This is a genomic window from Tsuneonella sp. HG222, assembly GCF_053819185.1.
Genome location: NZ_JBSOQZ010000002.1, coordinates 904,093 through 918,805, shown reverse-complemented (window position 1 = coordinate 918,805; position 14,713 = coordinate 904,093). Strand labels below are relative to the sequence as shown.

Annotated in this window: 9 protein-coding genes and 2 pseudogenes; 7 read left to right on the top strand and 4 right to left on the bottom strand. The window is 66.0% G+C overall.

Annotated elements, in window-relative coordinates:
• Positions 1-14 precede the first annotated feature (14 nt).
• Both ACWPMZ_RS16215 and ACWPMZ_RS16210 read left to right on the top strand, forming a co-directional pair.
• Positions 15-3,206 (top strand): efflux RND transporter permease subunit, encoded by a 3,192-nt coding sequence (locus ACWPMZ_RS16215; RefSeq protein ID WP_455705093.1) that lies wholly within the window; start codon positions 15-17, stop codon positions 3,204-3,206.
• Between the two features lie 10 nt (positions 3,207-3,216).
• Positions 3,217-4,647 (top strand): efflux transporter outer membrane subunit, encoded by a 1,431-nt coding sequence (locus tag ACWPMZ_RS16210; protein WP_455705092.1) that lies wholly within the window; start codon positions 3,217-3,219, stop codon positions 4,645-4,647.
• A gap of 60 nt (positions 4,648-4,707) precedes the next feature.
• Here the strand turns inward: ACWPMZ_RS16210 and ACWPMZ_RS16205 are convergent, their stop codons facing one another.
• From ACWPMZ_RS16205 to ACWPMZ_RS16195, 3 genes and pseudogenes are all read right to left on the bottom strand, one after another.
• The gene (locus tag ACWPMZ_RS16205; protein WP_455705091.1) at positions 4,708-5,784 is read right to left on the bottom strand and encodes a PepSY-associated TM helix domain-containing protein; all 1,077 of its coding nucleotides are present in this window, start codon (positions 5,782-5,784) and stop codon (positions 4,708-4,710) included.
• A complete protein-coding gene (locus ACWPMZ_RS16200; protein WP_455705090.1) occupies positions 5,784-7,955 on the bottom strand; it encodes a TonB-dependent receptor in 2,172 nt (723 codons plus the stop codon). The genes ACWPMZ_RS16205 and ACWPMZ_RS16200 overlap by 1 nt, the downstream gene beginning before the upstream one ends.
• Before the next feature lie 220 nt (positions 7,956-8,175).
• Positions 8,176-8,517: pseudogene (locus ACWPMZ_RS16195) on the bottom strand (low affinity iron permease family protein); the annotation flags it as partial.
• Between the two features lie 367 nt (positions 8,518-8,884).
• Between ACWPMZ_RS16195 and ACWPMZ_RS16190 the strand changes: the two are divergent.
• Together ACWPMZ_RS16190 and ACWPMZ_RS16185 are read left to right on the top strand one after the other, a co-directional pair.
• Entirely contained in the window at positions 8,885-9,499 is a 615-nt protein-coding gene (locus ACWPMZ_RS16190; protein WP_455705089.1) for a cytochrome c oxidase assembly protein, read from the top strand.
• Positions 9,496-10,167, top strand: a complete 672-nt coding sequence (locus ACWPMZ_RS16185) for a cytochrome b (protein ID WP_455705088.1) — start codon at positions 9,496-9,498, stop codon at positions 10,165-10,167. The genes ACWPMZ_RS16190 and ACWPMZ_RS16185 overlap by 4 nt, the downstream gene beginning before the upstream one ends.
• Positions 10,168-10,180: 13 nt before the next feature.
• On the opposite strand, the pseudogene ACWPMZ_RS16180 reads toward ACWPMZ_RS16185, so the two are convergent.
• A pseudogene (locus ACWPMZ_RS16180) lies at positions 10,181-10,741 on the bottom strand (c-type cytochrome); the annotation flags it as partial.
• A gap of 54 nt (positions 10,742-10,795) precedes the next feature.
• Here ACWPMZ_RS16180 and ACWPMZ_RS16175 point away from each other — a divergent pair.
• From ACWPMZ_RS16175 to ACWPMZ_RS16165, 3 genes are read left to right on the top strand one after another with little or no spacing between them, the layout of a single operon-like run.
• The gene (locus ACWPMZ_RS16175) at positions 10,796-11,155 is read left to right on the top strand and encodes a c-type cytochrome (RefSeq protein ID WP_455705087.1); all 360 of its coding nucleotides are present in this window, start codon (positions 10,796-10,798) and stop codon (positions 11,153-11,155) included.
• A complete protein-coding gene (gene coxB, locus ACWPMZ_RS16170) occupies positions 11,148-12,176 on the top strand; it encodes a cytochrome c oxidase subunit II (RefSeq protein ID WP_455705086.1) in 1,029 nt (342 codons plus the stop codon). Before ACWPMZ_RS16175 ends, coxB begins: the two co-directional genes overlap by 8 nt.
• Complete coding sequence (locus tag ACWPMZ_RS16165; RefSeq protein ID WP_455705085.1) at positions 12,173-14,713, top strand: cbb3-type cytochrome c oxidase subunit I; 2,541 nt, start codon at positions 12,173-12,175, stop codon at positions 14,711-14,713. Before coxB ends, ACWPMZ_RS16165 begins: the two co-directional genes overlap by 4 nt.

Sequence of the window (14,713 nt, the reverse complement as noted above, 5' to 3'; positions counted from 1 at the left end):
CCGGAGCCAATATCATGCAACTGTCCCGCTTCTTCATCGACCGGCCGATCTTTGCCGGAGTGATCGCAGTGATCATCACCCTGGTGGGCGCGATCGCCTATGCCTTTTTGCCGGTGAGCCAGTATCCCGAAGTCGTGCCGCCGACGGTGACGGTAACCGCCGTCTATCCAGGCGCCTCCGCCGAGACGGTGGCCGATACGGTCGCCAATCCGATCGAGCAGGAGATCAACGGCGTAGACCGGATGCTCTACCTCTCCAGCCAGTCGACCGGTGACGGCCGGGTGACCATCACTGTCACATTCGAGCCGGGCACGGACCTCGACCAGGCGCAGACGCTGGTGCAGAATCGCGTGGCCATCGCCGAGCCCCGGCTTCCCGAGGAAGTCCAGCGCCTCGGCCTCGTGACCCGCAAGACGACACCGGACTTCCTCCTGGTCGTGAACCTGATTTCGCCCGACGGATCGCTCGATCGGGAGTACATTTCGAACTACGCGCAGACCCGCATCAAGGATCGGCTGGCGCGGATCGAAGGCGTCGGCGACGTCCAGTTGTTCGGCCAGCGCGAACTGGCGATGCGCGTCTGGATCGATCCGGGCCGGGCGGCCGCGCTCGGCCTGACCGCCGGCGACATCGTTCAGGCGCTGCGTTCGCAGAACGTGCAGGTCGCGGCAGGAACGCTCGGTCAGCAGCCCAGCCCCGACAGCGCCTTCCAGCTCAACGTGGAAACGCAGGGCCGCTTCACCGACCCGCAGCAATTCTCCAACGTGGTGATACGCACCGATGCGCAGGGCCGGCAGGTCCGCGTGGGCGATGTCGCGCGGGTCGAGATCGGCGCGCAGGACTACGCGACGTCGGCTTATCTCGACCAGATGGACTCGGTCATCATCCCGGTCTTCCAGGCGCCCGGATCGAACGCGCTCGCGGCTGCCGAGGAGGTCAAGTCGACCATGTCGCAGCTGTCGGAAAGCTTCCCGGCGGGCCTCGAATACCGCATCGTCTACAACCCGACGGAATTCATCTCCGAAAGCATCGACGCGGTGGTCGACACCCTGTTCGAGGCCATCATCCTCGTCGTGCTGGTGATCGTGGCCTTCCTGCAGAAGGCCCGCGCCTCGCTGATCCCGGTGCTGGCAATTCCAATCTCGCTGGTCGGCACGTTCGCGGTGCTCGCAATGCTGGGATACTCGCTGAACAATCTTTCCCTGTTCGGGCTGGTGCTGGCCATCGGCATCGTGGTCGACGACGCCATCGTCGTGGTCGAGAACGTCGAGCGCAATCTCGAGGCCGGCTATTCGCCACTGGAAGCCGCCCGCCGATCGATGGACGAGGTCGGCACCGCGCTGATCGCGATCGTGCTGGTGCTGTGCGCCGTGTTCGTGCCCACGCTCTTCATCGGCGGCCTGTCGGGCGAATTCTACAAGCAGTTCGCCGTGACCATCTCGGCGGCGACGATCATCTCGCTGGTCGTTTCGCTGACGCTGTCGCCCGCGCTGTCCGCGCTCATGTTGCGCCCCCACGCGGCGCTTCCGCACGATGCCCCGCGCTGGCGGCTCGCGATCGAGCGGGCCGGCGACAGGTTCAACCACGCGTTCGAGCGGTTCAGCGACCGCTATGCCGCGCTCACTGCGCGCCTGGTGCGCATGCCGCGGCGGATGATGACCGCCTATGCGGGCCTCATCGCGCTGACCGCGGCCGCGCTCGTCTGGACGCCGACGGGATTCGTGCCGCAACAGGACCAGGGATATTTCCTGACCGTGATCCAGCTGCCGGCAGGATCGGCGACGACCCGGACCGACGCGGTGATGAAGCAGGTTGCCGAGCGCGTGCTGCCGATCGACGGGATTTCCGGCACGGTCATGCTGTCGGGCTTCGACGGCACGTCCGAAACCCAGTCGGCCAGCTCGGCCGCGGCTTACTGGGTGCTCGACGACTTCAAGGACCGCGCCGCGAACGGCCAGGACATTGATACCCTGATCCAGCAGGCGCAGGCGGCGACCGCCGACATCAAGTCCGCCCGCCTGATGATCGTGAAGCCTCCCGTCATCCGGGGGATCGGTTCGGCCGGGGGTTTCCGGATGATGATCGAGGACCGGTCGGGCGCCGGCTATCGCAAGATGCAGGACATCGCCAACGCGGTCATCGCCCAGGCCAACCAGCAGCAGGGACTTGCCGGGGTCTACACCTTCTTCGACACCGGGACGCCGCGGGTCAGGGCCGACATCGACCGCGACAAGGCGCAAATCCTCGGCGTGTCGCCCGGCAAGGTGTTCGAGACGCTCCAGGTCTACCTCGGCAGCGCCTTCATAAACGACTTCAACCTGCTCGGGCGCACATACCGCGTGACCGCGCAGGCCGACGCGCCGTTCCGCAATGACGCGGCCGATATCGCCAACCTCTACACCCGCTCGGACAACGGCGCGATGGTCCCGCTGGGTTCGGTCGCCGAACTGAGCGATACTACCGGGCCGTACCGGGTCACGCGCTACAACCTGGCGCCAGCCGTGGCGATCGACGGCGATACCGCTCCCGGCTTCTCCTCCGGGCAATCGCTGGCGACGATGGAGCGTGTCGCCGCCGAGGCCCTGCCCGCCGGCTACGAGACCGAATGGACCGGGATCGCCTTCCAGCAGGCGAGCGCAGGCAACACCGCGATGCTGGTCTTCGCGCTGGCCGTCGTGCTCGTATTCCTGGTCCTCGCCGCGCAGTACGAGAGCCTGGTCATGCCGCTGGCGATCATTCTGATTGTGCCAATGTGCCTGCTGGCCGCGATGGTGGGCGTGAACCTGCGTGGCATGGACAACAACGTGCTCACCCAGATCGGTCTCGTCGTACTGATCGCGCTTGCCGCGAAGAACGCGATCCTGATCGTCGAGTTTGCCCGCCAGGGTGAAGAGCTCGAGGGCCTCTCGCCGATCGATGCCGCGGTCAAGGCGGCCCGTACCCGCCTGCGCCCGATCCTGATGACGAGCTTCGCCTTCATCCTCGGATCGGTGCCGCTGGTCGTGGCGACGGGGGCGGGCGCCGAGCTCCGCCAGGCGCTGGGCACCGCAGTGTGCTTCGGCATGCTCGGGGTCACCGGCTTCGGCCTGGTCTTCACTCCGACGTTCTACGTCGTTTGCCGCGAGCTCGGCGACCGCCTGGCTGCGCTGCGCAGCCGGTCGCGCGCCGATCGCGGCGGCACCCACTCCCACGTTCCAGCCGAATAGGACTGCTCCCATGCGTCTTCGCTCGCTCACCCTCGTTTCCCTATCCGCGCTGGTCCTTGCCGGCTGCGCGGTGGGGCCGGATTACGTCGCCAATACCCCCCTGCCCTCGGCGGCGACCGGCCCCTTTCTTTCGCTCGAGACAGGAGCCGTCACGCCCTCGCCGCTGCCCAGCGATTGGTGGCGGATGTACAACGACCCGGTCCTCGACAGCCTGGTGGCAGACGCGCTGGCGGCCAACACCGACATTCGCCAGGCCAAGGCGCGGATTGCCCGCGCCCGCGCGGCGCTGCGCGGCGCCAGGTCGGACCGGCTGCCGCAGGCCAATCTGTCCGCTGGCGGGTCCTACCTTCGCACGCCCGACGACCAGCGGGCGCCCGGGGCGGATCGGGAAGATGCGCTCTTCGACCTGGGCGTCGACATTTCCTACGAGGTCGATGCCTTCGGCCGCGTGTCGCGCGGGATCGAGGCCGGACGTGCCGACCTCGGCGCGACCCAGGCAGAGGCCGACGCGGTTCGCGTGGTCGTCGTGGCCGACACCACCCGTGCCTATGCCGACGCCGCCAGCGCGGCCGCACGCGAGGCCGTGGCGCGGTCGATCGTGGACCTGCTGGATCAATCGCTCCGCCTGACCGAGCGGCGCCATGACGCCGGACTCGAGGATGGCCTCGCGGTCGCGCGCATCCGCACGCTGCGCGATCAGCGCTCCGCGCAGATTCCAGGGATCGAGGCGGAGCGCCGCGCGGCGTTGTTCTCGCTCGCGACGCTCACCGGCCGCGCTCCGGCCGAACTGCCACCGGTCGCCGGCGAACGCTCGCTCGCGCTGGAGATCGAAGCGCCGCTGCCGGTCGGTGACGGAGCCGCCCTGCTTGCGCGCCGCCCCGACATTCGCGCCGCCGAGCGCAGGCTTGCCGCCGACACCGCCCGGATCGGCGTGGCGACCGCGGACCTCTATCCCCGCATCACTCTCGGCGGCGACGTCGGTTCGACCGCAACCAGCATCGGCAACCTCCTGACCGGCGGTTCGGTCGGCTATCTCGTCGGTTCGTTGATCAATTGGGCCTTCCCCAACCAGGAAGCCGCCCGCGCCCGGATCGACGCCGCCCAGGCCGGCGCCGACGAATCGCTGGCCGCCTTCGACGGCACGATCCTGACCGCCCTGCAGGAAACCGAAACCGCGCTGACCCGCTATGCCCGCTCGCTCGACCAGCGGCGCGCGCTCCAGTCCGCCCAGGCCTCAGCCGAGCGAGCCGCGTCCATCGTACGCGCCCAGCAACGCGAAGGGACCGTCGACTCGCTCCAACTGCTCGACGCCGAACGCACCCTGGCCGAGGCCCGCGCCGAACTGGCCGACCAGGACGCGCGCATCTCGCGCAGCCAGATCGACGTGTTCAGGGCGCTGGGCGGAAGCTGGGCCGATGCGGGCGTGGTCCCTCGATCATGAAGCGACCGGGAAAAGTCGTCTGAAAAAGCCCGCGCGCGCTGCGTGTGACTACTTCGCGACCTAGATCAGACCTACTTTCATCGTGGGTCTCGCGGGTGCTTTGGAAATCGGTCGGAACCAGAAACTCCAGGTGGCGAGCGTTCCGAGCAAAGTGAGCGCAAGTCCGCAAAACGTCAGCGCAAGCTGCCAGAGGAGGCCGCCCACTTTGCCTGCGTGAACGGGGTAGAATTTCTCCGCAATGGCCGAGGCGGTGTCGGCGATGGCCGGATCGTCTACTCCCAATACAGCGCCATCGGCCGGATCGAGCCAGACATAAGTCCGGCCATTCGGCGTCCATTCGAACGGCTGCTTCAACCGAAGGGTCAGTGGCGACCCTGACGGCGCTGGAAACATCAGGCGACGAGGAGCGGCGTCCGGAAAGGCGGCTTGGGCATTGTCCATGGCCTGGGCCCAATCCGTCCGCGGTCCCACCGGGCCGAGATCCTCTGGCGGTTTCGGAGCGACCGTCTCATTGTCCGCCCAAGGCGCCGTTAGGACGTCCGAGATCGCCGGGAACACCATGAACGTTCCTGTCAGCGCGGTAAGCAGGAGAAAGGGCGCGGCGACGACACCTATGTCGCGATGCTGGCGAACAATGGCGCTGCGGGTCAGCCGGGCGGGCCAGAGGCGGAACTTGAAGGTCTTGCGCGTGCGCCACCAGAGGATCAACCCGGTCACGGTGAAAGCGACCAGCAAGATGCCGAGCGCGCCGGTCGCGTATTTCCCGCTTTCTCCCACCAGCAGATAATGATGCAGGTCGAACAGCCACAGTTCGGGCCTGGCCCACATCGTGTCCCAGATGGCGACCACCGCGCCGTCCTGGCGGAAATAGGCGCCGCCGCCGTCTTCGTAGGCGGCATGGTGGAGCCCCAGTTCCTCGCTCGCGAAGGTGATGCGCGTCAGGCCCGGCCGCTCGGCGAGCGCCGCCTCGATCGCGGCACCGAACATCGCCGGGTCATTGGCGACCCGGTCGTTGGCGCCGGGCAGGCCGACCCACGCCCCCTCCCACACCAGCACAGTGCCGCTTAGCCCGATGACGGCCAGCAACAGGCCCGCAAACCCGCCCGTCCAGCGGTGCAGGAGCGCGAGCAGTTGCATCAGAAGGCGCCGCGCCAGCTCAGTGTGAAGGTCCGCCCACGCCCCGAATAGAAGCGGTCGTTGCTCGCCGTCTGTACGGTGTCGCTGTCATAAGTGATGTAGAATTTGTCGCCGATATTCTGCGCAGAAAGCGCGAACTCGCCGATGCCGGTGCGATAGGCAATCCATGCATCGAACAGCTCGTAACCTTCGAAGTCGGTTGCAGTCGCCGCGTCGTTGAACGTCCGGGGGAGGTAGAACCTGCCTTGCACTCGGGCAGAGAATGGACCGCTACGATAGTCGGCGGCGAGGTTCACACGGTCGGGCGAGATGTTGGCGCCGTCGAGGTCGTTATTGACCAGCACGTCCGCGTCGTTGCTGTCGGTCAGCCCTTCGATGGCGGCATAGGCAGCGCTCACGGTGAGGCCAGGTAGCGGAGTGGCCCAGGCCAGGCTCGCCTCCAACCCCTCGATCTCGATCGGCTGGCGCGACACGCTGAAGATGCCGTCGAGCCCGCGGACAAGGATCGATCCGAGATCGCTAGATGACCAGAAGTACGACACCGATGCATCGACCGGTCCGCGTTTCCACTCGAGCCCGAGTTCCCGGTTGTTCGAGATGACCGGTTCAAGCGCGAGAAAATCGTCGATGTCGACATTGCTTTCGGTGATCCCGCGCAGGATTCGACCGACGTCGGCGATAGTGAACCCTTCGGCATAAGACCCATAGGCTCGCAGTCCCGGCAGCGGCTCGACGATCACGCCGCCGTTCCAAAGAAGCTGGTCGAACGAAGGACTTCCGCCGGAGACCGGGTTCGGCCGATACGTCGCAATGTTGTTGGCGTTGGTGGCGCCGTAGACCGCCAGCGTCTGGTAATCGCCGACCTTGAGCTGCACGTCTTCATAGCGCACCCCGCCGGCCAGCCGGATGAGGCCGTCGGCAAGCGCCAGGTTGGCCTGGGCAAACGGCGCAAGGCTGCGGAAATCGGTTTCCGGCACCCAGACCCGCCCGGTCTGCACCAGCGTCTGAGCCGTGCGGTCGAACAGCATGTCGAACCCGGCGGTCAGCGTAAGGTCTTCGAAGCCGGGTATTTCGCGCTCGTAGGTGACCTTGCCGCCCAGCTTGCGCGACTGGTTTGCCGACTGGTCGAACAAGGTTCCGGTCGGGTCGATGGCGGGGTCCTGAAAGGTGGAAAAAGCGCCGCCCCCGAATATGTCGCGTGTGCGGCTGAAAAATCCCTGCAGCGCGAATGTGCCTCCGCCCAGGTTGTCGTCCGTCAGCGCGGCCGAAAGGAGTTCCGCGCGGTTGGAGGGAAGCTCGCCGGGCTGAGCGCCCCGGGTGCTGCTTGCCGGAATACCCAGCGCGCGATTGCCCACGACCAGCGCGTAATGACCGTTGCCTTCGAGCTGGAAGCGGTTTGCGACGACATCGAGCCGCAACGAAGGATCGATCTGAAAACCGAAGCGGCCGAACACGGACCAGGAATCGCTGTCCTGTACTTCGCCCTGGGTGCCGTCGACGCCGATCGTGTTGCCGCGTCCATCGAGGAACACGCCGCGGCGCTCGAAAGCCCCCCCTACTGCGATGTCGAACTGACCGGCGCGGTGGCCAACGAGCGCCCCCAGCTTGCCACCCATCCCTGCGCCATCGAAGCCATCCGCGGCGCTCGCCTGCAACAGGCTCGTCACGACCGTGCCGTCCACCTTGGGTGCCCCGACGGTCACCTGGTTGACCACGCCCCCGGTCCCGCCGATGCCCTGCAGCGCGTTGGAGCCGTAAATCACCTCGATCCGGTCGATGAAGAACGGATCGATCGTGTAACCGTCGCGCGAGCCGTCGCGCACAGGAGTGGATTGCGGGATGCCGTTAATGGCATAGAGCGGCGAGCGGCCGCGCAGGCTTTCGCCCGCTCCGGACAGCTTTTCGCGCGTGGGCGAGAAAGACGGCAGCAAGGCCGACACCGCGTCGACCGCAGAGCCCGAAATCTGAACCTGCCGGTCGAACGCTTCCTTTTCGATGACGTCGATGGTCAGAGGCAACGCGCTGGGCGGAAGCTGCGTCCGGGTGGCGGTTACGACGATCGATGGCCGATCAATGTCCTCCGCCGGCGCCGACACCGAATCCTGCGCGGACACCGAAAACGGCACCGAAAACACTGCAATACCAGCCAGCAAGCGCACCCGAGTACTCATGAACCCTCCTTTGGACGAGGGCTCGCTAGGCTAACTGCGAGTTATTATCAATAGCAGAGTGAGCCGATCATGTATCGACGCACTGCCGATCATCGGGTGCAAGTTCGCCATCGAGCGGCACCTTGGCCGGTGCGTCGACCGCAGTATCGCGGCAAGTCTGGAGCAGTTCGTCGACGGACTCCCCGGGCTGGTCGGGCTCCCCTTCACTCACCTGCAGAACCTCCCGCTCGAGGGCCGCCTTGATCTTGGCGATTTCCTCGTCGGTGAGGTGTTCGATCCCGATGAAACCGGTTCGCGCGGTGGCAACCGAACGCAGCATCTCGTCCAGCTTGGCCTGGATTGCCGCGCCGTCACGATTCTGGCTGTTCTGGATCAGGAACACCGCAAGAAATGTCAGCACCGTCGTTCCGGTATTGATCACCAGTTGCCAGGTATCCGAATAACGAAAGACTGGCCCGGTCGCCGCCCAAAGAAGGCACAAGGCGACCGAGACAAGAAAGGCCATCGGGTGGCCCATAAGATAAGCACTGCGCGAAGCCACCGCGGCAAAGAAGCGCTGCATAGCCGCATCTCCCAAGGGCCCTTCCAGCCCGATCAGGTTACTGAGTGGGATGCGAAAACGGCTTAGTCAGAAGGTAGTTCCATCTGCAGCAAGTGTTGCGTCGGCGTGAGAAACTCTGGGATGAATGAGATCCTGCGCGCGGATTAGTCATGCAACGCTGTCTGTAGCCAGGTCCACGATACGCAAGAACGAGGATGTGATTGCATGAAGCTCCCCTTCGCGTAGGCTGGTCCGAATGGATATTGTGACAGCGTCACGAGGAGTAGTCTGGCGGCCGTATTGCGGAGAGGCGCCAGGTCCTGCTCACTGGTGGTCTCACTGGAATTGGGATCCCGTCCTGCTGACTGTCCTCGCCGCCGCCCTTCTCGTGGGACTGGTCGGCCGGCGCGACAATGCTCGCAGCCAGATCGGGGCGGCCGCAGTTGTCTTCCTCCTGTTCGTGACACCGCTTTGTGCCTTGGGCTCCGGGCTGTTTCTCGCGCGCTCGATCCACCATCTGGGCCTTGCGATCGTTCTCGCGCCCTTGCTGGTGGCCGCCGTCGGTCCGCAGGCCTATCCGAAGGTCTCGCTCAAGGTAGCCACCGTAATGCAGGTGTGCGTCTTCTGGGCATGGCACGTGCCCGCATTTTACGAACGGGCCATGTCCGACGACCTCGTGTTCTGGGCCATGCAGCTTTCCATCACGGGCACGGCCGCCGTCTGGTGGGTCGCGCTGCGCCGGACAACCGCACTTGAAGCCACTGCCGGTCTATTGGCGCAGATGGTGCAGATGGGTGTGCTAGGTGCGCTGCTCGTCTTCGCCCGGCAGGCGTTCTACGCGCCGCACTGGCTGACGACCGGAGTGTGGGGCCTGACCCCGCTCGAGGATCAACAGATCGCCGGCCTTGTGATGTGGGTCGTTGGTGGGGGTGTCTACCTGCTCCTGGCGTCGGCGCTGCTGTGGCGTGCGTTGGGCGCGGAAGCGCAGCCGCGGATCGCATGAAACGGACGCTTCAGGCATGGGCGCAGAGCTACCGTAGCCGCGGGCGATACACACCGGTTGGGGTCGCATTCCACTGGATCATGGCCGCCGTGGTGATATTTCAGCTCGGAACGGGGTGGTGGATTCAGAGATTCCTTGCGGGAGGCGAGAAACTCGCAGCCTATGCGCTGCATTCGCAGATCGGGCTCACCCTCCTGGTGCTGGGACTGCTCCGACTGGTGTGGCGCCTGATCGTTCCAGGCCCCATAAACGACGCGGACAAGCCGGGATTTTCGTCGAAGATCGCACACCTGACACACGGAATCTTCTACGCGCTGTTCACCATCCTGCCGCTGTCGGGCTGGGCGATGTGGTCGTCGATCCAGCCGGCGCAGCCGCTTTACCTGGCGGGACTCGTACCAATCCCGCAGATGCCGTTCCACGAACTATCGCGTGCGTGGCAGTTCCGCGTGCTGGATTGGGCGATGGACGTCCACTTCGCGGGGGTAATCCTGCTGGCCCTGCTGGTCCCGGCGCATGCGCTGGCGGCAATCAAGCACCACCTGGTCGATCGGGACGACGTGTTCGAAGGCATGTTGCCCGAGGTGACTGACCATCGCCACCATCCGCAAGGCCCGCAGCATACGCCGCCACCGCTTGTCGATCGCGCGGATGGAGCGCGCGGCTGATGGCCGTCATCCTCCCGGTCGCATCGCCGTACCGCTCGCCGCTCGCCCATGCCTCGAGCTGGTGGGAAAGGTATCCGGCGGGTTGCCCGGACAGCGGGGGATTGCCGCCATCGCCGCGACCGTCAGGGCCATGGCAACTGGCGCACGATCCGATGCCGCGCGAAGGAATGCCCTCGTGATAGATCGTCGCGCCGGCACACGATTGACCTGCATCCGTCGCGGGCTCCCACGCAAGATCGGCGTAATAGGCGGTGACCTTCTCGCGCGCCCCGCTGTCGAGCCGCCCGGCAATCCACTGCATCTGGGGATGGCTCCGCGCGCCGGACGCAAAGTTCTCGAGCTGGCGCAGCGCATAGCCCTGGTCGAGCCCGGCGATGCGCGGCGCATTTTCGCCATCGCCCTGGCCCGCGGTATCGTGGCAGGTGGAGCAGGCTCCGGCGGGTCCGGCTTCGCCGCCACTGAAGGCTATCAGTTCCCCGGTAGCGGCAAAGGGATCGGCGGTGATGGCAGGCGAACTGCAACCGTTCAGTGCGAGGGCGCTCGCTGCGAGCGGGAAGATAGCAAGGAAGTTCATCGGTCCTCGTTCCAATCCCGCGGTCGCATCCCGGGTTCCGCGCTGGGCCGCATCGTGGCTGTAGCAACGCTGGCAGCTTTGGCTGCCGCTTGCAAACCGCCGCCCGAGGCACGGCACGATCTCGACCCGGATGCCATAAAGCGGGGGCGCGCGATCGTTGCCGATGCAGGATGCGCCACGTGCCACGCCTTCCCCGACATCGAGTGGCCCAAGGGGAGTGCGGGCCCGGACCTGACCGCGTTCGACGGGCGGGGACCGATAGCCGGCGCTCTGCCCAACACCCCGGCAAATCTCGCGGTTTTCGTCCGCAACGCGCCCGCCGCCAAAGCTGGCAGTACGATGCCCGCAATGCCGATCACTGCTTCCGAGGCGCGCGATGTCGCCGCCTATCTGTATGGTATCGCCGATGACTGATGCTTCGATTGCCTTCGACGCCTGGTGGGGCTGGCCTCCGCCGGTGCTCGACCCGGCCGGACCTTATGCCGAGAGCGTCACGACGCTCGCCTGGGCGCTGTTCGCGATGGGTGTTGCCGTGACCGCCATCGTCGCGGCGGCACTCTACGTCGCGCTGGCGGGCCCTGCCCGATGGAAAGCGAAGCTTGGCGGCGAAAAGCTGATCTGGATCATGGGCGTCGCTTTCCCGGCCGTGGTGCTGACGGGACTGCTGGTTTGGGGTCTCACCCTCACCGCGTCGCTCACCGATCCGATCCGCGGTGACGAGCAACGCATCCGCGTCACCGGGCACATGTGGTGGTGGGACGTCGAATACCTCGACGCACAGGGCCGCGTCGTTCTGCGCGATGCCAATGAACTGCACCTGCCGGTCGGGCGGCCAGTCGTACTCGAACTGCGCAGCGTGGACGTGATCCACAGCTTCTGGGTTCCCAATCTGTCGGGAAAGGAAGACATGATCCCCGGCCGCACCAACCTGCTCAAGGTGCAAGCGGACCGCGCCGGGCGCTTCGGCGGGGTCTGCGCCGAATACTGCGGTGGATCCCATGCCCTGATGGGCTTCGTCGTCGCCGCTCATGGAGATACCGATTATCGCCGCTTTCTTGCCGGGGAGCGGGTCGCGGTTCAAGGCGCTGCCGTGCCGCAGGCTGTTCCCGGGCGCGCGCCAGCGGTTGCCCGGCCCACGCCGCCGGCAGTGCAAGGCGTCGGGCAGGATGGGGAAGCGCTGTTCATGGCCAACGGCTGTGCCGCCTGCCACCGGGTTGAAGGCACGGCAGCCAATGGCCTGTCCGGGCCCGACCTCACCCATGTTTCGCGACGCCTGACTTTGGGCGCGGGCGTGGTGCCGAACAACCGCGGGACGCTGCAGGGGTGGATCACGGACAGCCAAGCGATCAAGCCGGGCAACCGAATGCCGAGCTACGACCTGCTGTCCGCGCAGGAGGTGGCGGCCATCGCGGCCTGGCTGGACACCCCGCGATGAGCGAGACCGGGTTCGATCACGCCCTCTACGACCGTTTCCCGACGCAAGGTCCCCGGCCCGAAGGTGAGCTGGAGGAACTGGAGCGCATCTGGTGTGCGCCGAAGGGCTGGCAGTACCTGACGGCGGTCAACAACAACTACATCGGCATCTACTACATCGGCACGGCGTTCCTGTTTTTCTTGCTGGCGGGCATCCTGTCGCTGGGCATGCGGGTGCAACTGGCCGCGCCGCTGCAGGAATTCCTGCCGCTCGACACCTACAACCAGTTCTTCACCATGCACGGTACGGTGATGATGTTCCTGTTCGCCGTTCCGATGGTCGAAGCGATCGGCGTGCTTCTGCTGCCACAGATGCTGGCGGCGCGCGATCTGCCCTTTCCGCGTCTCTCGGCATACGCGTTCTGGGCCTACATCGTCGGCGGCCTGCTGTTCTTCTGCTCGCTGTTCGTCGGCCTCGCGCCGGACGGCGGCTGGTTCATGTACCCGCCGCTCACCTCGATCGCCTACAGCCCGGGCATCAACACCGATTTCTGGCTGCTGGGCATCGGCTTCATCGAGATTTCCGCCATCGCCGGCGCAATCGAGATCATCGTCGGCGTGCTGCGCACCCGCGCGCCAGGCATGACGCTGAGCCGGATGCCGGTGTTCGCCTGGGCCATGCTGGTGTTCGCCGTGATGATCGTGGTTGCTTTCCCCAGCGTCATCCTGGGCACCCTGCTGCTCGAGCTCGAACGGGCGTTCAACTGGCCGTTCTTCGATCCGACCCGCGGCGGCGATCCCTTGTTGTGGCAGCACCTCTTCTGGTTCTTCGGTCACCCCGAGGTCTACATCATCTTCCTGCCCGCGGCGGGCCTGATGAGCATGATGGTGGCGACCATCGCGCGCACCGAACTGGTCGGCTACCGGCTGAACGTGCTGGCCATCATCGCCACGGGCTTCATCAGCTTCGGCGTGTGGGCGCATCATATGTTCGCCACCGGCATGCCGCGCGTTTCCACTGGGTATTTCAGCGCGGCCAGCATGGCGGTGAGCCTTCCCGCCGGTATCCAGGTGTTCTGCTGGATCGCCACCCTGGCAAGCGGGAAGGTCCGCTGGTCGGCGCCCGCGCTGTTCGTCGTCGGCGGCCTGCTCATCTTCGTCATGGGAGGCCTCACCGGAGTGATGCTCGGCATGGTGCCGTTCGACTGGCAGGCGCACGACACGTACTTCATCGTCGCGCACCTTCACTATGTCCTCATCGGCGGGATGGTGCTGCCGATGTTCGGCGCGTTCTATTACTGGTTCGGCATGTCGAGTGCGAAGCCGCTCAGCGAGCGAGTGGGCCGCTGGGTGTTCTGGCTGATGTTCACCGGCATCCACGTTACCTTCCTGCCGATGCACCTGACCGGCCTGATGGGCATGCCGCGGCGGGTCTACACCTACCTGCCCGATCGCGGGTTCGATCTGCTCAACCTTATATCGACCGTAGGCGCATTCATCATCGCGGCGGGCGTCGCGCTGTTCGTCGTCGACCTAGCGCGCAAGTTCCGTTTCTCCGCCGAAGACAGCGCGGGCAACGTCTATGGCGGCGGCACTCTCGAATGGTTGCCGACGGGTCTCTACTCGACGCGCTCGATCCCCGTCGTGCGCAGCCGCGAGCCGCTCTGGCACGAACCCGCCCTCGCGAAGGACGTCGAGGAAGGCCGGTACTTCCTGCCCGGCAGCGCAACGGGCCTGCGTGAGACGCTGATCACCAGCCCGGTCAATGCCGAGCCGCAGTACCTCCAGATCATGCCCGGCCCTTCGCCCTGGCCGCTGGCCGCGGCGGTCGGCACCGCGCTCCACTTCCTCTCACTGACGGTACAGGCCTACGGCTTTGCGCTCTTCTGCGGCCTGGTGGCCATCGCCTGCGTGTTGCGTTGGCTGTGGGAAACCGACCGACCGCTCAAGCACGAGGAGGCCGACGTCGGCGCGGGTATCGTGCTCCCGATCGCGATCACCGGGCCTTCGAGCCACGGCTGGTGGGCGCTCAATACGTTGATGGTGGTGATGGGCATGATCGCCTTCATGGCGGTCTTCAGCTACCTCTATCTCTACGGCATCCATCCCGAGGTCTGGATCGCGCCGCCGGCAATTCTGCAGACCAGACTCGTTGCGGGTCTCGCGGTGCTTGCGCTGGGGCTCGCCGTGTTTTCCCGCCGCCTTCTTTCCAGGTCGGAGAAGGGCATATTTCCCGGGCAAGGTCCCTGGCTGCTTGCTGCGCTGGGCAGCGGCGCGCTCGCGTTCGGCTCGTGGATCGACTGGACCGGTTGGCGCGATGCGGGCCTCGATCCGGCTGCCACCGGTCAGGGCGCAACGGTTTTCGCGCTGGTCGCCTTCCAGAGCGTCTGCGCCGCCATTTCCGTCATCATGGGGCTGTACCTGGGCTATCGCAGCGGTCGCGGCCTTGTTTCGGGGCCCGAAAACGTGACGCTCGACGTCGTGACTCGGTTCATCGGCTACGTGGCCTTGCAGGGCCTCGCGACTTCGCTCGTCGTGCGACTGTTCCCGGGCGGTTAG